Origin of the sequence: Pseudomonas argentinensis (assembly GCF_001839655.2) — a bacterium.
Lineage (GTDB): Bacteria > Pseudomonadota > Gammaproteobacteria > Pseudomonadales > Pseudomonadaceae > Aquipseudomonas > Aquipseudomonas argentinensis_B.
The window spans coordinates 1,872,857-1,894,663 of sequence record NZ_CP056087.1 but is presented as its reverse complement, the minus strand read 5'-3'; the positions used below and the strand labels follow the sequence as shown (position 1 = coordinate 1,894,663).

Annotated in this window: 23 protein-coding genes and 1 pseudogene; 15 read left to right on the top strand and 9 right to left on the bottom strand. The window is 65.3% G+C overall.

What is annotated here, in order from left to right; genetic code table 11:
- Positions 1-28: 28 nt before the first annotated feature.
- A complete protein-coding gene (locus SA190iCDA_RS08355; RefSeq protein ID WP_070887920.1) occupies positions 29-490 on the top strand; it encodes a CopD family protein in 462 nt (153 codons plus the stop codon).
- Positions 491-516: 26 nt separating this feature from the next.
- Here the strand turns inward: SA190iCDA_RS08355 and SA190iCDA_RS08350 are convergent, their stop codons facing one another.
- From SA190iCDA_RS08350 to SA190iCDA_RS08340, 3 genes and pseudogenes are all read right to left on the bottom strand, one after another.
- A complete protein-coding gene (locus tag SA190iCDA_RS08350; RefSeq protein WP_070887921.1) occupies positions 517-1,281 on the bottom strand; it encodes a collagen-like triple helix repeat-containing protein in 765 nt (254 codons plus the stop codon).
- Positions 1,269-1,580 (bottom strand): DUF1145 domain-containing protein, encoded by a 312-nt coding sequence (locus SA190iCDA_RS08345; RefSeq protein WP_070887922.1) that lies wholly within the window; start codon positions 1,578-1,580, stop codon positions 1,269-1,271. The genes SA190iCDA_RS08350 and SA190iCDA_RS08345 overlap by 13 nt, the downstream gene beginning before the upstream one ends.
- Positions 1,581-1,733: 153 nt before the next feature.
- Positions 1,734-2,090: pseudogene (locus tag SA190iCDA_RS08340) on the bottom strand (OmpA family protein); the annotation flags it as partial.
- Positions 2,091-2,532: 442 nt separating this feature from the next.
- Between SA190iCDA_RS08340 and SA190iCDA_RS08335 the strand changes: the two are divergent.
- Positions 2,533-3,030 carry a DUF6231 family protein gene (locus SA190iCDA_RS08335; protein WP_070887924.1) on the top strand — a complete coding sequence of 166 codons (498 nt, stop codon included), beginning with the start codon at positions 2,533-2,535 and terminating at the stop codon, positions 3,028-3,030.
- 2 nt (positions 3,031-3,032) lie between these two features.
- Positions 3,033-3,515: a YchJ family protein gene (locus tag SA190iCDA_RS08330; RefSeq protein ID WP_070887925.1), complete on the top strand. Its 483-nt coding sequence runs from the start codon at positions 3,033-3,035 to the stop codon at positions 3,513-3,515.
- 9 nt (positions 3,516-3,524) lie between these two features.
- On the opposite strand, the gene SA190iCDA_RS08325 is transcribed toward SA190iCDA_RS08330, so the two are convergent.
- The gene (locus tag SA190iCDA_RS08325) at positions 3,525-4,067 is read right to left on the bottom strand and encodes a hypothetical protein (protein WP_070887975.1); all 543 of its coding nucleotides are present in this window, start codon (positions 4,065-4,067) and stop codon (positions 3,525-3,527) included.
- A 209-nt stretch (positions 4,068-4,276) separates the two neighbouring features.
- On the opposite strand from SA190iCDA_RS08325, the gene SA190iCDA_RS08320 reads away from it, so the two are divergent.
- The 11 genes from SA190iCDA_RS08320 (at position 4,277) to SA190iCDA_RS08270 (ending at position 18,205) form a co-directional block, all read left to right on the top strand.
- Positions 4,277-4,774: an LEA type 2 family protein gene (locus SA190iCDA_RS08320; RefSeq protein WP_083329903.1), complete on the top strand. Its 498-nt coding sequence runs from the start codon at positions 4,277-4,279 to the stop codon at positions 4,772-4,774.
- A gap of 5 nt (positions 4,775-4,779) precedes the next feature.
- Positions 4,780-4,980 (top strand): SEC-C metal-binding domain-containing protein, encoded by a 201-nt coding sequence (locus tag SA190iCDA_RS08315; RefSeq protein WP_083329904.1) that lies wholly within the window; start codon positions 4,780-4,782, stop codon positions 4,978-4,980.
- The gene (locus tag SA190iCDA_RS08310; RefSeq protein ID WP_070887928.1) at positions 4,970-5,422 is read left to right on the top strand and encodes a DUF2489 domain-containing protein; all 453 of its coding nucleotides are present in this window, start codon (positions 4,970-4,972) and stop codon (positions 5,420-5,422) included. The genes SA190iCDA_RS08315 and SA190iCDA_RS08310 overlap by 11 nt, the downstream gene beginning before the upstream one ends.
- A gap of 111 nt (positions 5,423-5,533) precedes the next feature.
- Positions 5,534-8,065 carry a penicillin acylase family protein gene (locus SA190iCDA_RS08305; protein WP_070887929.1) on the top strand — a complete coding sequence of 844 codons (2,532 nt, stop codon included), beginning with the start codon at positions 5,534-5,536 and terminating at the stop codon, positions 8,063-8,065.
- A 260-nt stretch (positions 8,066-8,325) separates the two neighbouring features.
- The gene (locus tag SA190iCDA_RS08300) at positions 8,326-9,591 is read left to right on the top strand and encodes an NAD(P)/FAD-dependent oxidoreductase (RefSeq protein ID WP_083329905.1); all 1,266 of its coding nucleotides are present in this window, start codon (positions 8,326-8,328) and stop codon (positions 9,589-9,591) included.
- A complete protein-coding gene (locus tag SA190iCDA_RS08295; RefSeq protein WP_070887930.1) occupies positions 9,591-12,332 on the top strand; it encodes a nitrate reductase in 2,742 nt (913 codons plus the stop codon). Before SA190iCDA_RS08300 ends, SA190iCDA_RS08295 begins: the two co-directional genes overlap by 1 nt.
- A gap of 38 nt (positions 12,333-12,370) precedes the next feature.
- Positions 12,371-13,117, top strand: coding sequence for a uroporphyrinogen-III C-methyltransferase (cobA, locus tag SA190iCDA_RS08290; RefSeq protein ID WP_070887931.1), 747 nt, complete (start codon positions 12,371-12,373; stop codon positions 13,115-13,117).
- Between the two features lie 74 nt (positions 13,118-13,191).
- Positions 13,192-14,499 carry a nitrate regulatory protein gene (locus SA190iCDA_RS08285; RefSeq protein WP_070887932.1) on the top strand — a complete coding sequence of 436 codons (1,308 nt, stop codon included), beginning with the start codon at positions 13,192-13,194 and terminating at the stop codon, positions 14,497-14,499.
- A 653-nt stretch (positions 14,500-15,152) separates the two neighbouring features.
- Positions 15,153-16,484 carry a CmpA/NrtA family ABC transporter substrate-binding protein gene (locus tag SA190iCDA_RS08280; protein WP_070887933.1) on the top strand — a complete coding sequence of 444 codons (1,332 nt, stop codon included), beginning with the start codon at positions 15,153-15,155 and terminating at the stop codon, positions 16,482-16,484.
- 13 nt (positions 16,485-16,497) lie between these two features.
- The gene (gene ntrB / locus SA190iCDA_RS08275; RefSeq protein WP_070887934.1) at positions 16,498-17,343 is read left to right on the top strand and encodes a nitrate ABC transporter permease; all 846 of its coding nucleotides are present in this window, start codon (positions 16,498-16,500) and stop codon (positions 17,341-17,343) included.
- Positions 17,344-17,353: 10 nt separating this feature from the next.
- Positions 17,354-18,205, top strand: a complete 852-nt coding sequence (locus SA190iCDA_RS08270) for an ABC transporter ATP-binding protein (RefSeq protein ID WP_070887935.1) — start codon at positions 17,354-17,356, stop codon at positions 18,203-18,205.
- Positions 18,206-18,217: 12 nt separating this feature from the next.
- Here SA190iCDA_RS08270 and SA190iCDA_RS08265 read toward each other — a convergent pair whose 3' ends face one another.
- The 3 genes from SA190iCDA_RS08265 to dcd all read right to left on the bottom strand — a co-directional run bounded on the left by SA190iCDA_RS08265 (position 18,218) and on the right by dcd (position 19,291).
- Positions 18,218-18,445, bottom strand: coding sequence for a hypothetical protein (locus SA190iCDA_RS08265; RefSeq protein ID WP_070887936.1), 228 nt, complete (start codon positions 18,443-18,445; stop codon positions 18,218-18,220).
- A 109-nt stretch (positions 18,446-18,554) separates the two neighbouring features.
- Positions 18,555-18,725: a hypothetical protein gene (locus tag SA190iCDA_RS08260; RefSeq protein ID WP_170833998.1), complete on the bottom strand. Its 171-nt coding sequence runs from the start codon at positions 18,723-18,725 to the stop codon at positions 18,555-18,557.
- Positions 18,725-19,291 carry a dCTP deaminase gene (gene dcd, locus SA190iCDA_RS08255; RefSeq protein WP_070887937.1) on the bottom strand — a complete coding sequence of 189 codons (567 nt, stop codon included), beginning with the start codon at positions 19,289-19,291 and terminating at the stop codon, positions 18,725-18,727. The genes SA190iCDA_RS08260 and dcd overlap by 1 nt, the downstream gene beginning before the upstream one ends.
- A 326-nt stretch (positions 19,292-19,617) precedes the next feature.
- On the opposite strand from dcd, the gene SA190iCDA_RS08250 reads away from it, so the two are divergent.
- Positions 19,618-19,827 carry a cold-shock protein gene (locus SA190iCDA_RS08250; protein ID WP_003245585.1) on the top strand — a complete coding sequence of 70 codons (210 nt, stop codon included), beginning with the start codon at positions 19,618-19,620 and terminating at the stop codon, positions 19,825-19,827.
- Positions 19,828-19,921: 94 nt separating this feature from the next.
- Here the strand turns inward: SA190iCDA_RS08250 and apbC are convergent, their stop codons facing one another.
- Both apbC and SA190iCDA_RS08240 read right to left on the bottom strand, forming a co-directional pair.
- Positions 19,922-21,016: an iron-sulfur cluster carrier protein ApbC gene (gene apbC, locus SA190iCDA_RS08245; protein WP_070887938.1), complete on the bottom strand. Its 1,095-nt coding sequence runs from the start codon at positions 21,014-21,016 to the stop codon at positions 19,922-19,924.
- A 94-nt stretch (positions 21,017-21,110) separates the two neighbouring features.
- Complete coding sequence (locus SA190iCDA_RS08240) at positions 21,111-21,800, bottom strand: OmpA family protein (RefSeq protein WP_070887939.1); 690 nt, start codon at positions 21,798-21,800, stop codon at positions 21,111-21,113.
- Positions 21,801-21,807: the final 7 nt, after the last annotated feature.

Here is a 21,807-nt window from a genome sequence, read left to right as displayed (position 1 = left end):
GGTGATCCGCTGGCTACCGGAGTGCCGAATGCCCCCCTATTCCCTTGTCTACACCTTGCACCTGCTCGCGGCGCTGATCTGGGTCGGCGGCATGTTCTTCGCGTGGATGGTGTTGCGCCCGGCCGCTGGCACCCTGCAGGCGCCGGAGCGCCTGACGCTATGGCTGGACGTGTTTCGCCGCTTCTTCGTGTGGGTGTGGATGGCCGTGGTATTGTTGCCGGTCAGCGGCATCGGCCTGCTGCACATGGGCTTCAGCGGTTTCGATGGCGCGCCGCGCTATGTGCAGGTGATGATGGGCCTGTACCTGGCGATGCTGGCGCTCTTCCTGCGCATCCAGGCGCTGCAGCTGCCCAGCATGCGCCGCGCCGTCGAGGGGCAGGACTGGCCGGCGGCAGGCGCCGTGCTGGGGCGTATCCGCCGCCTGGTCGCCTTCAACCTGCTGCTGGGTCTGGCCGTGGTGGCCCTCGCCGCGGCGCGCCCCAGCCTCTAACGAAAAAGGGCCTAGGCCCTTTTCATCTAGAAACGCACCACATCCAAGCGCCCGGCATGGCCCGGGGTACCGGGCTGCCCAGGCGTGCCAGGGCGGCCATCGAGGCCGGCGCGGGTGCTGTAGATCCAGCAGCCTTTGCTCGCCCCGCCGCGACCGGCATTGCCCGCCGCACCTGCCGGGCCGCCCGGGCCGCCATCGAGACGCGCCTGCAGATGTTCGACAGGAAAATCGCTGGGCACTTCCAGGCGAACCTGCCCACCCGGCGCGCCGGGATGCCCGTCGCTACCGTCCTGGCCGTCGTGGCCGGCACTGGCCTTGCCCCAGGCACAACCGCCCGCCTTGCCATCGGCGCCATCCAGGCCGGCATAACCCGCCGCACCGCGGCCGCCACGGGCATCCAGCAACCAGGGCTCGGTGCTTACCGACTGCATGCGAATCACCAGGGTGCGCCCAGGCATGGCGGCCTGTTGCGGCGTACCTGGCGCCCCCGGCGCACTGATCTGCGCACCCGCGGCGATCCGCCCGGTACCGATATCCAGCAACAGACGCTCGTTCGACGGCGCGATGGCGATCTGCGCATCGCGGCCTAGGTACAACTCACCGATGCGCACTTCGCTGACCCCGACAGGAATCACCAATGTACCGCTGTCAGCCACGGCGACCCGCTCCAGCTGCAGAACACTGCCCTGCACGGGCAGGCGAGTGAAGTGGTGGGAATCGACTTCGATGACCGCCGCTGCCAGCGCCGCCAACGGGCAGCACAGTGCTGCCAGGAGAATCAGCTTGCGCACGGGGCGGCCTCCTCGGCATTCAGTGCTACCGCCGCGGCCGTGGGCTCGGCAGCAGGCAGCGAGGCGATATGAAAGATGCCGAACGCCAGCACCTTGGCACGCTCGACGGTTACCCGCGGCTGCGCGCGAAGCACGTCGTTGAACAGCATCAGTTCGGCCAGATGCAGACCCAGCACGGCAACGCCGGCAACGGTCAGCAGCTGCGCGAATGGTTGTGCATAAGGAGAGATCAGATTGGCCAGCACGACGCACCAGAACAGCGTCGCCAACAGCTTGCCCAGTCCTGAAATAATCTTCATTGCCCGCTCCACCCCACCTGTGAATGTGCGGCACATTACTGGGTTTATGGGCTGGGAAACAGGGGGTCGAAGCGAAAACGATGCCCATTGCGTGACATCGTGTTCCTGACCGGCCCGGGGCCGGCCAGGATGCTCACGGAGGTCGAGCCGGGCTTACGGCCGGGCTTCGACTTCGGCTTCCACGCGACGGTTGATCGCACGGCCTTCTTCGGTGGCGTTGTCGGCAACCGGACGGCTTTCACCATAGCCGACTGCGTTGACGCGGGTACCGCCCACACCGTACTGGTTGACCAGCACCTCACGCACGGCATTGGCACGGCGCTCGGACAGTTTCTGGTTGTAGGCGTCGGTACCGACGGAGTCGGTATGACCTTCAACCACGGTGGTGGTTTGCGGGTATTGCTTCATGAAGTCAGCCAGGCTCTGGATGTCGCCCATGCTTTCCGGCTTGACCTGCGACTTGTCGAAGTCGAACTTCACGTCCAGCTCGACGCGTACCGCTTCGGCAACCGGCTCTGGTGCGACGGTTTCTTCGACCATGACGGTTTCTTCGACGACAGCTACTTCCTGAGCTTCAGCGCCGTGGACCCAGCAATAGGCAGCGGCGAAGCCCGCGCCAATGACCGCACCACCACCTGCCCAGGCCGAGCTTTCGATGGCACCCAGAGCAGCACCACTGACACCACCAACGGCAGCGCAGGTCGGCCAGTCGGATTTCTGGACGCCAGCGCAGCCCGTCAGAAAGGTGGACGCAATGATCAGGGGTACCGCTTTCCTTGTAATACTCATATGCAAGTCTCCTAATGGGAATCGGCGCGAAAACCGACACTCTGGATTAAAGACGCCCGCTTTTAAATCTGCCAGACAGCACTACGACATTACTGAAGGCCGAACAGTTCTAGTTGAATGTGAGCATGCGCGGTAGTCTTTCGTGATCGTTTCGAGGTTTCTGATGACTCAGATCACATCCCCCCGTACCCCCCAACAATCGCTGGCCGCTCTACTGCAACGTTATGCGCCGTCCCGACTGCTTCTAGTGAGCGCCAGCGAACAACCGGCGGTGAACGCCTTTCAGCAGGCACATCCGCACAGCCAGATCGCCCACGCCGCCCCCGGAAGCCTCGACGGCGACCTGGCGGCGCAACGCTTCGACCTCGCCGTGGTGGTCGATTGCCTGGAGCACCTGCAGCGAAAGGAAGGTCTGCAGTTGCTCGGCGGCATTCGCAACCTCAATGCCAGCCGCATGGCGGTGCTGGTCGACCTGACCGCCTGTGGCTGGAAGGACACCGATTTCTTCGCCCTGGCGCTGCAGGTCAGCGAGCGCTTCGCACGCGACGAGCAGGTGCTCAGCCTGTTCACCTACGATTTGCTCGAATATAAGCAGGCGCCCGACTGGCTGAACGCCAAGTTCTGGGCCAACCCCGAGAATTTTGGCAAGTATTGGTGGTAAACATGAAAGCTGAAACGACCTCAAGCGGCTGCCCGTGCGGCAGCGGCGACCCGCTGGCTGACTGCTGCGGGCGCTATCACGACGGTGCAGCCGCGCCCTGTGCCCTGAGTCTGATGCGTTCGCGCTACAGCGCCTACGTACTGGGCAATGTGGATTACCTGGTGGCGACGTCACTGCCGGCGCAGCAGGCGAAGCTGGACGTTGAAGGTATCAGGGCCTGGAGCCTGCACAGCACCTGGCTGGGCCTGGAGATCGAGCATTCCGAATTGCTTGGCGGGCAGCCCGAGCATGCGCGGGTCACCTTCGTGGCCCGCTGGCATGACGCCGATGGCGAGCACAGCCACCGCGAGCGCTCGGCGTTCGTGCAGAACGGCGGCCGCTGGTACTTCATCGACCCGACCGTGGGTTTGCAGGCGGGCCGCAACGATCCCTGCCCGTGCGCCAGCGGCCAGAAGTTCAAGAAGTGCTGCGCGACCTACCTGTAGAGGCGCATCTCAAAGCAGCTTGAGGTGCGACGTGTCCGGCGCCGGCGCAGCCGGCGCCGCCTTGGCCTGGCCCATGTCGCTGCCCACCGGCGCCAGGCTCAGCGAGGACAGATCCAGATCGGGCGCGGCCACCGGCGCCTTGCCGTCCTGCAGATCCGCCCCCAATTCGGCCACGCCGAAATCCGGTGCATCGACGTCCGAGAACGCCGCCATGTACTCGTCCCGGGGCGCGACCACCAATCGCCCGACAGGTTGCGCCGAGGCCTGACCGACAGGTGCGGCAGGTGGCGGTGGTGCCAGCTCGATTTCCTCGACGACCTGCGCCTCGGTGTCGACCACCTCGACCCGGGCGCCGGCGCGCTCCAGGGTGCTGCGATACTTCTCGGCGCCAGCTTCGTCCAGGTTGTTCTTGATCACCACGCGGCGCCCGGAAAACAGCTGGGCGATGCGCTGGGCATCGGCCTGGAACAGTTTGGCCAGATTGGCCTGCACCACGTCCAGCTGAGCACCGGGCACCAGCTCACCGGAAAATGCGATCTCGTATCGCGCCATCATCCCCTTCCTTCCTGTCGGCTCGCCGCGCCATTTCGCCCACGGCAATAAAACCTCAATGCATGCAGGCCAGTATGACGCAGCTTTTTGCGCACGCACGAGTGGCGGTCGGCATTTTCCGCAACCGCCTGGTAGGCGCGATGAAATGACAACAGGCCTAGGGCAGCAAAGCGTCTCTTGTTACACTGAGGCCTCGAACGGAGTATGAAATGTTTTATCAGGCGCAAATGATAAGAATTCTTAGCCTAATGCTATTCCTGGGTATGGCCACGGCGCTGAGCGGCTGCTCGACCTGGTTCTCGGACCGCTTCGAAGACCCGGACGTGCGCCTGGTGGACGTCAACGTGGTCAAGGCCAAGTTGCTCGAACAGCGCTTCATCCTGCGCTTTCGCATCGACAACCCCAACGACGTCAGCCTGCCGGTACGTGGCCTCAACTACGTGGTGCACCTGAACGAGGTGCTGCTCGCCGATGGCGATTCGGAAGTCTGGTTCACCGTGCCGGCCAAGGGGCACCTGGAGTTCGACGTCCCGGTCCGTACCAACCTGTGGCGCCACGTACGTCAGGTGGTCAAGCTGCTGGAATCGCCCGATCAGCCGATCAGTTATCGCCTGCAGGGTGAGGTGAAAACCGGATTATTCTTCGGCCGCCGCGTGCACATGGCGCGCAATGGCGAGATAATTCCCGGCGATTATCTTCCGGAGTGACTCGCATGACCCAGCAACCCCACGTCCATGGCCCCGACTGCAACCACGATCACGATCATGATCATGGCCACCCTGGCCATGTGCACGGCCCGCACTGCAACCACGGCCCCCAGGAGCCGGTGCGCAATGCCCTGAAGGACATCGGCCGTAACGACCCCTGCCCGTGCGGCAGCGACAGGAAATTCAAGAAGTGCCATGGGGCCTGATCAGCTCCTGGTCCTGCTTGCGGTACTGATCGTTGGCGCACTGGCCCTCTACGCTGTTCACCTCTGGCGCCAGGTATGGGCCAGGCAGCGTCGGCAGGCCGAAGTGCGCCTCGCGCAACGCCAGCGCCTGCATGACGATCTGCGGGTGCTGGCAGCCTCGCTGCTTGACGGCCAGCTGCCGCTGATCGAAGGCGCCATCCGCATTAAGGTACTGCTCGACAATTACCACAGCGGGCTGAGCCTCGCGCCTCAGGCCCAGGTGTTCCAGCGCCTCTACGACGCTACCGCCCATATACCGACCCACGCCGACTGGCAGGACCTGGGCCGCGCCGAGCGCCGCCAGCACGAAGCGCATTTCGCCGAGCTGACCGAGGCCCATCAGCAGCAGGCCCACGATGCCGCACGCTGGTTGCTCGACGAGGGGCTGGCTGCGCGCCCCTGACCCCACGTCGCGTTCACCCTCGCGCCACTTGCCAGGCGCCATGGCGCTCTCTACCTTTAGCGCCATTCCAGCCCGCCCACCACCCTTATCAATTCTCCAGGAGTCCGCCGCATGCTGCCGCGCGCTTTCCGCCCTCTCGCCACCCTGAGCCTGGCCGGCCTCGTCACCGGCATGGTCGCGCTGAGCGGTTGCCAATCCCTGATCGACAGCCGTTACCGCAGCAGCGTGGCGCCGGATCAGGGCTCCTTTCGCGTCCAGGGTCTGGCGCAGACCGCTTCGGTGCGCCGCAACCCGCTCGGCATGCCGCTGATCGAGACCCATACCTTCCACGACGCCCTGTTCACCCTGGGCTACGTGCATGCCAGTGATCGCCTCAGCCAGATGGTCAGCCTGCGCCTGATGGCCGAAGGTCGCCTGGCGGAGATGGCCGGCCCCGGTGTGCTGGAGATGGACCGTTTCATGCGCGCGGTGAACCTGAAAAAGAGCGCCGAGGTGCTCTACAAGAACGCCTCGCCACGCATGAAGGCGTTCTTCGAGGTCTACGCCCGTGGCGTCAACGCCTACCTGTTCCGCTACCGCGACAAGCTGCCGATGGACCTGGCCGAGGCCGGCTATCGCCCGCCGTACTGGAAGCCGGAAGACTCGGTGCTGGTGTTCTGCCTGCTCAACTTCGGCCTGTCAGTGAACCTGCAGGAAGAAATCGCCGCCCTGAGCCTGACCCAGAAGGTCGGCGCCGACAAACTCGCCTGGCTGCTACCCACCTATCCGGACGAGCCGCTGCCGTTCGAAGAGGCCGACAAGCTCAAGGGCCTCGCCCTGGGTGGTGCCATCCCCGGCCTGCAGGCGGTTAAGAGCGCCGCCGCCCAGGTGTCCGAGCAGCACATGCTCGGCGTCGCCGCCTCGAACAACTGGGCCATTGGCCCGTCGCGCAGCCGCAGCGGCAAGAGCCTGCTGGCCAACGACATGCACCTGCCGATCGAGCTGCCCTCGGTATGGAGCTTCGTGCAGGTCCGCGCACCGAAATTCCAGGCTTCCGGGGTCACGGTCGCGGGCATCCCCGCGGTGGTCGCCGGCTTCAACGGCAAGCTGGCCTGGGGCATGACCATGGTCATGGGCGACAACCAGGACCTGTTTCTCGAGCAGGTCAAGCGCGATGGCAACCGCCTGCTGTATCTCGCCGACGGCAAATGGCAGCCGGCCTTGCAGCGCCAGGAGACCTTCTTCATCAAGGGCCAGAAACCGATCCGCGAGACGATTTACGAAACCCGCCACGGCCCGCTGCTCAACAGCGTGCTGGGCGAGCGCAAGCACCCGCTGCAACCGCTGCAGATCCAGAGCGGCTACGGCTTGGCGCTGCAGACCGCACCGCTCGAGAACGATGCCAGCCTGGACGCCTTCTTCGACCTGTCCCGCGCCCAGTCCGTGGAGCAGGCCTTCGAGGCGACCCGGGAGATCCGCGCCATGCCGCTGAACCTGGTGTTCGCCGATGCCGAGCATATCGGCTGGCAGGTCACCGGGCGCTTCCCCAATCGCCGCGAAGGCCAGGGCCTGGTGCCCTCGCCAGGCTGGGACAGCCGCTACGAGTGGGACGGTTTTGCCGATCCGATGCTCCACCCCTATGACCAGGATCCGCAACAGGGCTGGCTGGGCAGTGCCAACCAGCGCAGCGCACCGCGCGGCTACGGCATGCAGCTGTCCAACTCCTGGTATGCGCCGGAGCGCTACGAGCGCATCGCCCAGCTGGCTGGCAGCGGCCGCCACGACACGCCCAGCATGATCGCCATGCAGTACGACCAGACCTCACCCTTCGTGGCCAAGCTGCAGGGCATGCTCGAGGCGCAGAACATGGCCGAACCGCTGCGCCAGGCCATCGACCGCCTGCCCGAAGCGCAGCGTGGCAAGGCCCGCGAAGCCCTGAGCCGACTGATGGCCTTCGATGGCAAGCTGTCGGCCAGCTCGGCAGACGCCGCCGTGTATGGCGCCTTCCTGCACCAGAGCGCCCGGGAAATCTTTCTCGACGAGCTGGGCCCGGACACTTCGCCGGCCTGGCAGGCACTGGTGAACACCGCCAACCTATCCTATTCGGCGCAAGCCGATCACCTGCTCGGCCGCGACGACAGCCCGTTCTGGGACGACGTGCGCACTGCGCAGAAGGAAGACAAGCCGGCGATCCTGGCCCGCAGCCTGGCGGCCAGCATCGAGCTGCTCGAACAGCGCCTGGGCAATCAGCGCACGGCCTGGCAATGGGGCAAGCTGCACACCTACGAGTGGCTGAGCGGCAGCACGCAAATGGCGCCGTATCTCGGTGCCAGCCAGCGCGCCAGCATCGCCTCGCTCAAGGGCTACCTGGACCGCGGCCCCTACCCGGCCGGTGGCGACCACAGCACCCTGAACGTCTCGGCCTACAACTGGGGCCAGGATTTCGACACCTGGCTGATCCCGAGCATGCGCATGATCGTCGACTTCGGCCGCGAGGAGCCGATGATCGGCCTCAACAGCTCCGGGCAATCCGGTAACCCGGCCAGCCCGCACTACGCCGACGGCATCGACGCCTGGCGCCGCGCCCAGTACGTGAGCTTTCCGGTGCTGCAACAAAATCTGGAGAAGGCCTATGGGCGCAAACGCCTGCTGCTGACGCCTTGACGCACAATAGCGGTGCGCAGCGCACCAATACATGTCAGCAGCCGCGCTGTCGTTAACGCAGCGCCTCACCCGGCGCCCGCTCCGGCGGGCTCCATCAAGTTGGCACAGTCCCTGCTCTTCACATCCCAGACATAACGCGGGCCGGCAAACGGCACGCTCCCCGAACGATCGGGACCGGACAAAGGCGTCCTTGCACTGGCAGTGCAGGACGCTTTTTTTTGGCCTGGAGGTCGCCCGGGTGGGCTCCATGGAGGTGAAGGATGAAGCGACTGAAGCTGGTGATGATCGGTAACGGCATGGCCGGCGTGCGCACGCTCGAAGAGCTCCTGAAGATCGCCCCGGACCTCTACGACATCACCGTGTTCGGCGCCGAGCCGCACCCCAACTACAACCGCATCCTGCTCTCGCCGGTACTGGCCGGCGAGCAGACCTTCGACGACATCGTGCTCAACGACCTCGCCTGGTACGCCAGCCACGGCATCGAACTGCGCCTGGGCCGCAAGGTGCTGGAGATCGACCGCATCCGCCGCCGGGTGATCGCCGATGATGGCAGCAGTGCCGAGTACGACCGCCTGCTGATCGCCACCGGCTCCCGGCCGTTCATGTTGCCGATCCCCGGCAACGCGCTGGATGGCGTGATCGGCTACCGCGATATCGCCGACACTCGCCTTATGCTCGACAGCGCCACCCGGCACCGCCGCGCCGTGGTCATCGGCGGCGGCCTGCTGGGCCTGGAAGCCGCCCACGGCCTCAAGCTGCGCGGCATGGACGTCAGCGTGGTGCACAACGGCGCCACCCTGCTCGAGCGCCAGCTCGACGAGCGCGCCGGGCGCCTGCTGCAAGCCGCTCTGGAGCGCCGCGGCCTGCACTTCGCCCTCGGCAAACAGACCAGCGAGCTGATCGGGGGCGCTGATGGCCGGGTCAGCGCCGTGCGCTTCAGCGATGGCGAGAGCCTGCCCGCCGATCTGGTGGTGATGGCCGCCGGCATCCGCCCCAATATCGAACTGGCCCAGGACGCCGGCCTGCCCTGCGCCCGCGGCATCCTGGTCGACGATACGCTGCAGAGCTTCGACCCGCGCGTGTACGCGGTGGGCGAATGCGTCAGCCACCGCGGCGTCGCCTATGGCCTGGTGGCGCCGCTGTTCGAGCAGGCGCGGGTATGCGCCAGCCACCTGGCCATGCAGGGCTATCGCCGCTACCTCGGCTCGCTGACCTCGACCAAACTGAAAGTCACCGGCATCGAGCTGTTTTCCGCCGGTGATTTCGCAGGCCACCCCGGCACCCAGAGCATCACCCTGGACGACCCAACCACCGGCAGCTACCGCAAGCTGGTGCTCAAGAACGACGTGCTGGTCGGCGCCTGCCTGTACGGCGACACCGCTGACAGCGCCTGGTACCTGCAGCTGATCCGCGAGGGCGGCAACCTGGCCGCGATCCGCGACCTGCTGATGTTCGGCGAAGCGGCCGTGGCCAGCCTGACACCGGCCGTGCCAGCCGAACCGCTGCTCCTGCAAGGGGCGGCCTGATGAGCAGCCGCGCCAGGCAAACCACCGCCTCGACCTGCTGCTACTGCGGCGTCGGCTGCGGCGTGCTGATCGAGCACGATGACGAGCGCATCCTCGGCGTCAGCGGCGATCCGGCGCACCCGGCCAATTTCGGCAAGCTGTGCAGCAAGGGCGCCTCGCTGCACCTGACCGGCGACCTCGCCGCCCGCGCCCTGTATCCCGAACTGCGCCTCGGCAAAGGACTGGGCCGCACCCGCACCGATTGGGACAGCGCCATGGATCACGCCGCCGAGGTATTCGCCGAGACCATCCGCGAACACGGCCCGGACAGCGTGGCGTTCTATATCTCCGGGCAGCTGCTGACCGAGGATTACTACGCTTTCAACAAGCTGGCCCGTGCCCTGGTCGGCACCAACAATATCGACAGCAATTCACGCCTGTGCATGTCCTCGGCCGTGGTCGGCTACAAGCGCAGCCTGGGCGCCGACGCCCCGCCCTGCTCCTACGAGGACATCGAGCAGGCCGACACGCTGCTGATCATCGGCAGCAACATGGCCTACGCCCACCCGATCCTGTTTCGTCGCCTGGAAGCGGCCAAGGCTGGCAACCCGCAGATGAAGGTGATCGTCGTCGACCCACGGCGCACCGACACCTGCGAGCTGGCCGATCTGCACCTGGCCATCGCCCCTGGCAGCGACGTGGCGCTGCTGCACGGCGTGCTGCACCTGCTGCTGGAACAGGGGCGGATCGACCACGCCTTTATCGAAGCTCACACGGAAGGTTTCGACGCCCTGCAAAGCCTGGCTGCCGACTACACGCCGGCACGGGTTGCCGGGCTGTGCGCGATCAGCGAGGCGGATCTGCGCCGCTGCGCGGAGTGGATCGGCCGCTCGCCACGCTTTCTGTCGCTGTGGTGCATGGGCGTCAACCAGTCCACCGCCGGCACCGCCAAGAACGCCGCGATCATCAACCTGCACCTGGCCACCGGGCAGATCGGCCAGCCAGGCAGCGGGCCGTTTTCCCTTACCGGCCAGCCCAATGCCATGGGCGGCCGGGAAACCGGCAGCCTGTCCAACCTGCTGCCTGGCCACCGCGAAGTCGCCAACCCCGAACACCGCGCCGAGGTGGCCGCCTACTGGGGCATCGATCGGCTGCCGGAGAAGCCAGGGCTCAGCGCCATCGAGCTGTTCGAGGCCGTCGGCAGCGGCAGGATCAAGGCGCTGTGGATCGTCTGCACCAACCCGGCCCAGTCGATGCCCGACCAGCAGCGGATTCATCAGGCTCTCAGCGATTGCCCCTTCGTGGTGGTGCAGGAAGCATTTTCCACCACCGAGACCTGCCGCTTCGCCGACCTGCTGCTGCCCGCCGCCAGCTGGGGCGAGAAGGAAGGCACGGTGACCAACTCCGAGCGCCGCGTCAGCCGGGTGCGCCGTGCGGTGCCGGCACCAGGCGAGGCGCGGGCGGACTGGTCGATCACCTGCGACTTCGCCCGCCGCCTGGAAGCCAGGCTGCCGGGCACGCCGGCCGGCCTTTTCGCCTTCAGCAACCCCGAGCAACTGTTCGAGGAATACAAGGTACTGACCCGTCGGCGTGACCTGGACCTGAGCGGGCTCGGCTACGGCCTGCTGGAAGCCCGTGGCCCCCAGCAATGGCCATTTCCCCAAGGCGCCGAGCAGGGTACGCCGCGCCTTTACGGCGATGGCCAGTTTCCGAGCGTCAACGGTCGCGCACGCTTTATCGCCGAGGCCTATCAGTCACCCAAGGAGAAGCGCGACGAGCGCTATCCACTGACGCTGAACACCGGCCGCCTGCGTGATCAGTGGCACGGCATGAGCCGCACCGGCACCGCGGCGCGGCTGTTCGCCCATGTCGAGGAACCGCTGCTCGGCCTACATCCCCAGGACCTGGCGCAGCGGCAGCTGGAGGACGGCAGGCTGGTCGAGGTGCGCAGCCGCCGCGGCGCGCTGGTGCTGCGTGTGCAGGCCGACGCCAGCCTGCAACCGGGCCAGGCGTTCCTGCCCATGCACTGGGGCGACCGCTTTCTCAAGGGTCTGGGCGTCAACGCCCTGACCTTACCGGCATTCGATCCGCTGTCGAAGCAGCCTGAGCTCAAGCACGCCGGCATCGAGGTGCAGGCCATCGACCTGCCCTGGACCTTCCAGGCGCTGGTCGAAGGCGACGTGCAGCAGCGCCTGCAGGCCTTGCGCCCGCTGTGCGACGGCTTCGCCCATGCCAGCTTCGCCCTGGTCGGCCGTGAAACCTCGGCACTGGTGATGCGTGCCGCCCATCATCACGCCCCGGCTGCCGCCTTGCTCGACCAGCTGCACCAGCACCTGGGCCTGAACGATGGCCCGGTGATGCGCTACGACGACCCGCGCGATGAACCGGGCTGCATGCCCATCAACAAACGCGTGCGTATCGAGGACAGCCGCCTGAGCGGCTTCGCCCTGAGTGGCGAAAGCAGAGCACGGAACTGGCTGCGTGAACTCTGGCAGAACCAGATCTCGCTGGACGACGACACCGGCCGCGCCCTGCGGCGTTGGTTACTCGCTCCCGTGGAAAGCCCCCCCGGCGAAACCCGCTCACGCGCTGGCAAAACCCTATGCACCTGCATGGACGTCAGTGAAACCGCCGTGCGCGAGAGCATCGAACGCGGCTGTGACCTCGCCGCACTGAAACAGAATCTCGGCTGCGGCACCGGGTGCGGCTCCTGCGTACCGGAAATCAAGCGCCTGCTGGCGCTACAGACGATCGAAGCCTAGCGAAGACTGGGTTGAACCTAGACAGAAGGAATCCCATGATGAACCCAAGCGTATGGCTGATCGGCGCCGGTCCTGGTGACCCGGAATTGCTCACTCTCAAGGCGGTGCGCGCCCTCGGCCTGGCCGACGTGGTGTTGATCGACGATCTGGTCAACCCCCAGGTGCTGGAACACTGCCCCGGCGCCCGGGTGATTCGCGTTGGCAAGCGCGGCGGCTGTCGCTCCACGCCCCAGGCGTTCATCCACCGCCTGATGTTGCGCTACGCCCGCCAGGGCAAGGTGGTGGCGCGCCTCAAGGGCGGCGACCCGTGCATCTTCGGCCGGGGCGGCGAAGAAGCCGACTGGCTGGCCGCACGCGGGGTGCGTTGCGAGATCGTCAACGGCATCACCGCCGGCCTGGCTGCAGCGACACGCTGCGGTATCTCCCTGACCCTGCGCGGCATCGCCCGCGGCGTGACGCTGGTCACCGCCCATACCCAGGACGGCACCTCGCCCAACTGGCAGGCCCTGGCCCACGCCGGCACGACGCTGGTGGTGTACATGGGCATCGCCACCCTGGCCGACACCCGCCAGCATCTGCTGGATGCCGGCATGGCCGCCGACACCGCGGTGGCGATGATCGAGAACGCCTCGCTGCCCGAGCAGCGTGAATGCCGCAGTACGTTGCAGGCGATGGCCGACGACGCCCAGGCCTTTCAGTTGAAAAGCCCGGCCATCCTGGTGATCGGCGAGGTGGTCGGCGCCGCCATGCTGGCCGCCGAGCAATTGCACCTGCACAGCGCCTGAACCAGGTGGCCCAGCAGAACTGGACTGCTATTTGCACCGTTCTGGTTCAACACTGCGACCGACAAGACCCTGCCATGCCCGATCACAAGATGCCCGCCACCCTGCGTTTCATGCTCGCCGCCCGCCGTTGCGAGCTGCAGGGCCTGGAAAGCCTGTCCGTCACCTGCGAGCTGGTTACCCGGATCAGCCAGCTGGTACACCAGCTGCAGAAGGAACGGGGCTACTCGAACGTCTATCTGGGCAACCAGACGGACCACTATCTGCACCAACTTGATGCCCACAGCGCAGACTGCGCCGTCGTGGAGCGCGAGGTGCATATTTTTTTTCTGTCCATGGACACCGCCCAGGCCAACGCCGCCGACCGGGCGCGCCTGTTCAACCGTATCGCCTACGTGCTGCATGGCTTCGACGAACTGCCTGGGCTACGCCGGCGCATCCGTGAACGGCAATTGTCGCCACGCCAGGCGACCCAGGCCTTTACCCGCCTCATCGGCGGGCTGCTGGCGGTAGTCTTCGAAGCGGCCGATACCGCCGCCGACCCCGGCCTCACCCGGCTGCTGGTAGCGCTGTTCAACTTCATGCAAGGCAAGGAGCTCGCCGGCCAGGAACGTGCAGTCGGCGTGGAAGGTTTTTCCCATGGGCACTTCGATGACGAACTGCAGGCCCGCCTGCTGCATCTGCAGGAAGGCCAGGAGCGCTGCTTCGACATCTTCGGCGAGTTCGCCGATGCCGAGGCCATTGCCCTGTGGCAGGGTATTCTCGGCACCGACACCGTGGCCCAGGTGATCAGCCTGCGCGGGGTCGCCAGGCGCACCTCCGCCGCGGCCCAGGTGGACCCGGGCTTGTGCGAGCTATGGTTCGAGCTCAACACCAGACGCATCGACGCCATGAAACAGGTGGAAAGCCACCTGACCCAGTGCCTGCTCGAACGCTGCCGGCGCAGCATCGCCGAAGCCCATGCCGACCTGGACAACCACCGCGCCCTGCTCGGCCGTGTGGCGCAGATGGATGCTGCCAGCGACCAGGCGCTGTTGTTCAGCGTGCACAGCAGCACCCTCGACACCCCACCCCAGGGTGCCGTGGGCAGCCACCTGGCCCGCTCGGTGCTGGATCTTCTCCACGAGCAGAACCAGCGCCTGCAACAGGTCAGCGACGAACTGCAGGAAACCCGCGAAACCCTCAACGAGCGCAAGCTGATCGAGCGGGCCAAGAAGCTGCTGATGAACGACTACGGCCTGAGCGAAGAGGACGCCTACGCGCGTCTGCGCCAATCGGCCATGGAACGCAGCATGCGCCTGGTCGATGTGGCCCAGAGCCTGCTCACCTTTGCCGCGCGCAAGGCGCAGCCAACTCCGCGAGGCGACAAGGGCAAACGCGGCTGAGCGAGCTGCGGCTCTATGACTGAGCGTCGCCTCCCCCCCACCCCAAGAATGCCATTCGCAATGGCTTAAACGTGGCGGGAGCGGCCGGTCGTTCCCATAGGGTGGACAACGCTCTTTTTGTCCACCATTGCGATTGCAGAGCGGTGGATGGGTGAAGCGTCATCCACCCTACGCCTGATCCCTTGTGGGAGCGGGCCATGCCCGCGAAAAATCACGGGTATCCCCGCCCGTTCTCACGGATAGGGTAACGGCCGCTTTTGCCTTATTTCCCTAGATCCATCTGACTACCAGCGCCCATTCCCGAACCTGCCATGCACCTGCGCCGGGCACCAAAGACGTATCGCGCCCCGCTGCTGTGCGATAGCGACGGTGGCCCGCGCACTGCGCGGATCGCCGTGACGTATCGAGCGCGATCCGAAAAGCCTTCCCGCTCAACCAGTTAACGACTCGATGAGGGTGCTCCACCATCGACGGCCTCGCAGTCGAATCAGGCGCCGAAATGGCTGGCATGCAACCTGCTACGTCTCCTGGCAAGGAGGCAGGCCCTGCCCCTCCACAATCCGAACTCTGGACAACGGCGTCCACACTCGATGCAGCCCAGCGCTGCCTGAGCGTGACGCCGTTTTTTTATGCGTGCCTTTGGGGAGAACGAGATGGACGACACGTCACGCGAACAGCAGAACGCCGAAGAAAAAACCGGCCTGCCACGCCGCACCTTCCTCAAGCAGTCCGTGGGGCTGCTCGGCGGCGGTGCCTTGATGAGCCTGCTGCCGGCAGGCCTGAGCAGCGCGGTCTGGGCTGCCGGCACCGATGGCCTGGAAACCACCAAGGCCAAACTCGGCTTTATCGCCCTCACCGATGCGGCGCCACTGTTCGTCGCCGAAGAGCTGGGGTTGTTCGCCAGGCACGGCATGACCGAGGTGGAAGTGCTCAAGCAATCCTCCTGGGGCACCACCCGCGACAACCTGGTGCTCGGCGCTGGCAGTGGCGGCATCGACGGTGCCCATATCCTCACACCGATGCCCTACCTGATGGCCGCCGGCAAGATCACCACCAACAACACGCCGCTGCCGATGGTCCTGCTGGCGCGCCTGAACCTAAACGGCCAGGGCATCTCCATCAGCAAGGAATATGCGGACCTCAAGCTCGGTACCGACGCCAGCGCCTTCAAGCAGGCGGTCGCGGCCAAGCAGGCCAAGGGCCAGAAGATCGCCGCGGCGATGACCTTCCCCGGCGGCACCCATGACCTGTGGCTGCGCTACTGGATGGCCGCCGGCGGCATCGAGCCCAACAAGGACCTGCCGACAGTGGTCATCCCGCCGCCGCAGATGGTCGCCAACATGAAGGTCGGCAGCATGGATGCCTTCTGCGTCGGCGAGCCCTGGAACGCCCAGCTGATCAACCAGAACATCGGCTACAGCGCGGTGACCACCGGCGAGCTGTGGGCCAACCACCCGGAAAAGGCCCTGGCGCTGCGCGCCGACTACGCGAACGCCAACCCCAACGCCACCCGCGCCCTGCTCAAGGCGGTGATGGAGGCGCAGATATTCTGCGAAGCGGCAGCGAACAAGGAAGAGGTCGCGAAGATCTGCGCCAAGCGTCGCTGGATCGGCGCCCCGGCCAAGGATCTGCTGGCCCGTCTGCAGGGCAACATCGATTACGGCAACGGCCGCGTGGTGGAAAACAGCCCGCACCTGATGCGCTTCTGGAGCGAGTTCGCCTCCTATCCCTTCCAGAGCCACGACCTGTGGTTCCTCACCGAAAACAAGCGATGGGGCTACCTGCCGAAGGATTTCGACAGCCAGGCGCTGATCGACCAGGTCAACCGCGAGGACATCTGGCGCCAGGCGGCCGCCGAGCTCGGCGTGCCCGCCGAACAGATTCCCCTGGGTAAATCCCGCGGCGTCGAAACCTTCTTCGACGGCAAGACCTTCGACCCGCAAAACCCGCAAGCCTATCTCGATAGCCTGACTCTCAAGGTCTAACCGGAGAAACGCCATGAATGCGCCCGTCAAATCGCTTGCCCTGCCGGCTGGCGTCATCGCCCCCAGCTGGCTGAAACGCCTGTCGACCACCCTGATGCAGTCGGTACTGCCGCCACTGGTCATCACCGCCGCGCTGATGCTCGTCTGGCAACTCCTGTGCAGCGGCGCCAATGCCGCCCTGCCGCCGCCCAGCCAGGTCATCGAAGACACCTGGGAGCTGATCGTCAATCCGTTCTACGACAACGGCGGCACCGACGTCGGCATGGCCTGGCAGCTGCTCGCCAGCCTCGAGCGCGTGGCCTATGGCTATGCCCTGGCGGTGGTGGTCGGTGTGGCCCTCGGCGTGCTGGTCGGCCAGTCGACCTGGGCGATGCGCGGCCTCGACCCGCTGTTCCAGATCCTGCGTACCGTGCCGCCGCTGGCCTGGCTGCCGCTGTCCCTGGCCGGCTTCAAGGACAGCCACCCCTCGGCACTGTTCGTAATCTTCATCACCGCCATCTGGCCGATCATCATCAACACCTCGGTGGGCATCCGCAATATTCCAGAGGACTACCGCAACGTCGCCAAGGTATTGCGCCTCAATGGTGTGGAATACTTTCAGAAGATCATGCTGCCGGCCGCCGCACCGTACATCTTCTCCGGGCTGCGTATCGGCGTGGGCCTGTCATGGCTGGCGATCATCGCCGCCGAGATGCTGATCGGCGGCGTGGGCATCGGCTTCTTCATCTGGGATGCGTGGAACGCCTCGCGCATCAGCGACATCATTCTCGCCCTGATCTACGTCGGCGTGGTCGGCTTCGTGCTCGACCGTCTGGTGCTGTTCGTCGGCAATCGCATCACCCGCGGCACATCGGCCTGAGGAGACAGCCATGAGCAAGCACTACCTGAGCATCGAGCATGTGGAAAAGTACTTCGAGCGTGACGGCGTCAGTTCCCACGTCCTGAACCAGATCAACCTTAACGTCGAGCGCGGCGAGTACATTTCCATCATCGGCCATTCCGGCTGCGGCAAGTCGACGGTGCTCAACATCGTCGCCGGCCTCACCGACTCGACCAGCGGTGCGGTGATTCTCGACGGACGCGAGGTACGTGGCCCCGGGCCGGATCGCAGCCTAGTGTTCCAGAACCACTCGCTGCTGCCCTGGCTGACCGTGCAGGAAAACGTCGCCCTGGCGGTGGACAAGGTATTCAAACACAAGAAGAGCAAGGCCGAGCGCCGCGACTGGACGCTGCATCACCTGGACCTGGTGAGCATGAGCCATGCCCTGCACAAGCGCCCCAACGAGATTTCCGGGGGCATGAAGCAGCGCGTCGGCATCGCCCGCGCCCTGGCCATGGAGCCCAAGGTGCTGCTGCTCGACGAACCGTTCGGCGCACTCGATGCCCTGACCCGTGCCCACCTGCAGGATGAGGTCATGCGCATTCAGAGCGAGCTGCACAACACGGTGATGATGATCACCCACGACGTCGACGAAGCCGTATTGCTCTCCGACCGCATCGTGATGATGACCAACGGCCCATCGGCGACCATCGGCGAGATCCTCAGCATCGACCTGCCGCGCCCACGCGACCGCATCGCCCTGGCGGACGATCCACGCTACAACGCCTATCGCCACGCGGTACTGAGCTTCCTGCATGAAAAGCAGCGCAAGGTCGAACCCTTGCAGCGGCGTACCGGCGCAGCGTCGGAGCCAGCCAACCAGCAGCGTGCCCGAGCCTGAGGCGACAGGCGTTCAGTCCTTGGCGATGCCGGTTATGGTGATGCCGTAGCGCTCTTCGAGGCGCACCGCTGGCGTCTGCTCCTCGTGGGGCTGCTCCTTGGGCTCGAGGGGTTCGAGATTCGCCTGCGCCCATTCGAGCACCCAGGTCACCGCCTGTTCCAGGCTTGGCTTGTCTTTCGATTTCACCTTGAGGACTTCGGCAGCCTCATCTCGGCTATAGGTGATGATCCATCGGCTCATGGCGAGTCTCCCGTAGGCAGCAACGTGACGACACGCCAAGCCGGCGTGCCCTGATACTCATGTAGACCTGCCGCCATCGAACAGTTCGCCCTATAAATCTCGGGGAACTTCACTTGCCCGAGTCACTCACAAATGGTGCATCGATTGATTTCTCCGGGCGCATGAGGCGCCCATTTTTTTGCCTGCGATTCGCTGCTTCGCCCAGTATCGGCACAAGCGCCAGGGCGCAGCCGGGCATAAAAAACCGGGCCATGCCCGGTTTGTTTTGCTGCAGGGCCATCAGGCCTTTGGCAGGGTGACACCCGTCTGGCCCTGGTACTTGCCGCCGCGATCCTTGTAGGACACTTCACAGGCCTCGTCGGACTGCAGGAACAACATCTGCGCCACGCCTTCGTTGGCATAGATCTTCGCCGGCAGGTTGGTGGTATTGGAGAACTCCAGGGTCACGTGGCCTTCCCACTCCGGCTCCAGCGGCGTGACGTTGACGATGATGCCGCAGCGCGCGTAGGTGCTCTTGCCCAGGCAGATGGTCAGCACGTCACGGGGAATGCGGAAGAACTCCACGGTGCGCGCCAGGGCGAAGGAGTTCGGCGGGATGATGCACACGTCGCTCTTGATGTCGACGAAGCTCTTGGCGTCGAAGTTCTTGGGGTCCACCACCGCCGAGTGGATGTTGGTGAACACCTTGAATTCATCGGCGCAACGCACGTCGTAGCCGTAGCTGGACACCCCGTAGGAGATCACCCGGCTGTCGTCCGCGCCGCGCACCTGGCGCTCGACGTAGGGCTCGATCATGCCGTGTTCCTGGGCCATGCGGCGAATCCACTTGTCCGATTTGATGCTCATGGCGGGGCCGTCCTGAAGGTCTGTGCGGTAAAAAGTGCAGGCATCTTACCGGGCTGCAAGGCTGGGTTCAAAGCCTCTCGACAGGCCGCTGCGCTGCCCTTGCGCCGGCGCCGATGCAAGTAAATCGCAGAAAGACTGACAGACCATTCGCACTTCGCGAAAAAAGCGGGTATGGTGATCCCACTGTGCTGCATGTGTCACCGCGAATCGCTACATGATGCCTAGATTTCGATCCAAACATCGTCCGACTCCTAGTACTCGTTGCACTCAGTCCCGGCCTGGTTCTATCCAGGGCTGTTAATTATTTAGTTCTTAGGAGACATCACATGTCCAATCGTCAGACTGGCACCGTTAAGTGGTTCAACGATGAAAAAGGCTACGGCTTCATCACCCCGCAATCCGGTGACGACCTGTTCGTACACTTCAAAGCTATCCAGAGCGATGGCTTCAAGAGCCTGAAAGAAGGCCAGCAGGTTTCCTTCGTGGCCACCCGTGGTCAGAAAGGCATGCAAGCTGAGGAAGTTCAGGTTATCTAACCTGCTCTTTCCGCAAAAGAACCCCGCCTAGGCGGGGTTTTTTTATATCTGCGCTTCGTGCAGCAGGCGCGCCGTGGCGCACCCGCGCTGGCGATCAGTCGTCGGCGATGACGATGTTCGGCATGCCCTGGGCGCTGCCGGCGCTGGTGGCGATGCGCGCACCGACCAGGCGGGCGATCTGCTGGTAGAGCATGGCGATCTGGCTTTCCGGGTCGGCAATGGCGGTGGGTTTGCCACCATCGGCCTGCAGGCGGATGGCCATCGACAACGGCATCGAGGCCAGCAAATCGACACCGAATTGCGCCGCCAGCTTCTCGCCGCCGCCCTCGCCGAACAGGTGCTCGGCATGGCCGCAGCTGGAGCAGATGTGCACGGCCATGTTCTCCACCACGCCAAGCACCGGGATGTTCACCTTGCGGAACATCTCCACGCCCTTCCTGGCATCGAGCAGCGCCAGATCCTGGGGTGTGGTGACGATCACCGCACCGGCCACCGGCACCTTCTGGGCCAGGGTCAGGTGGATATCACCGGTGCCCGGCGGCATGTCGATGATCAGGTAGTCGAGGTCGTTCCACGCCGTCTGGGTGACCAACTGGATCAGCGCCCCGGAGACCATCGGGCCGCGCCAGACCACCGGCGTGTTGTCGTCGGTCAGGAAAGCCATCGACATCACCTGTACGCCATGGGCCTCCAGGGGCACGAACCACTTCTGCTCGCGCACCTGGGGCCGCGTGCCTTCGGCGATACCGAACATGATGCCCTGGCTGGGGCCGTAGATATCGGCATCGAGAATGCCCACCCGCGCGCCCTCACGGGCCAGTGCCAGAGCCAGGTTGGCAGCGGTGGTGGACTTGCCTACGCCACCCTTGCCGGAGGCCACGGCGATCACGTTCTTGACGTTGGCCAGTGCCGGCACCTGGGCCTGCGCCTTGTGGGCGGCGATCACGCAGCTCACTTCGACAGTGGCACTGCGCACGCCTTCGAGGTTCTCGATGGCCAACTGCAGCATCTGCGCCCAGCCCTGCTTGAATTGCCCTGCGGCGTAGCCCAGTTCCAGTTGCACGCCGACCTGCCCGTCCTGCACGTCGATGGCACGCACGCAGCCGGCGCTGAGCGGATCCTGGTCGAGATGGGGGTCGGTGTACTGGCGCAATACGGCTTCGACCGCAGCGCGGATGTCAGCGCTCATGCTTGGCTCCGGAGATGGCAGAAAAGACGCCTATCCTACCCGAGCCGCACGACCGATGCAGGCTGGCGACCGGCAGGCCGCCAGCCTGCGGGACTCACTGCACGGGTTGGCCCGGCAGCGGCTTGAGGTTGACTTCGACGCGGCGGTTCTGCGCACGGCCCTCGGCGGTGGCGTTGTCGGCGATCGGCTGGTCCGGGCCGGCACCGCGGCTGGACAGGCGCGAGCCGTCGATGCCCTGGGCAGTGAGATAACTGGTCACGCTCTGCGCACGGCGCTGCGACAGTGCCATGTTGTGCTGACGCGAACCGGTGCTGTCGGTGTAGCCGACGATTTCGATGCTGTTGTTCTGGAACTGCTTGAACGAGGTGGCCAGGTTGTTCAGCGGCGCATAGAAACTTGGCGCAATCTCGGCCGAGTCGGTGGCGAAGGTGATGTTGCCCGGCATGATCAGCTTGATGTCATCGCCCTGGCGCTGCACTTCCACGCCGGTGCCTTCCATGCTGCGGCGCAGCTCGGCCTCCTGACGATCGGCGTAATAGCCGTAGCCGGCCCCCGCGGCGCCGGCCAGCACCGCACCGATGGCCGCGCCCTTGCCACGGTCGTCATGGTTGATCGCCGCACCGGCCGCGGCACCGGCCAGCGCCGCCAGGCCGCCGTAGGTCGCGGTGCGATGGCCGCCGCCGGCGCCACCACCACCGACATTGTCGTACGGGTTGTTCGAGGCACAACCTACCAGGAGCGCCAGCGCGGTGGCGCAGGCGAGCGGACGTAAAACTGCAGGCATGGTTCAT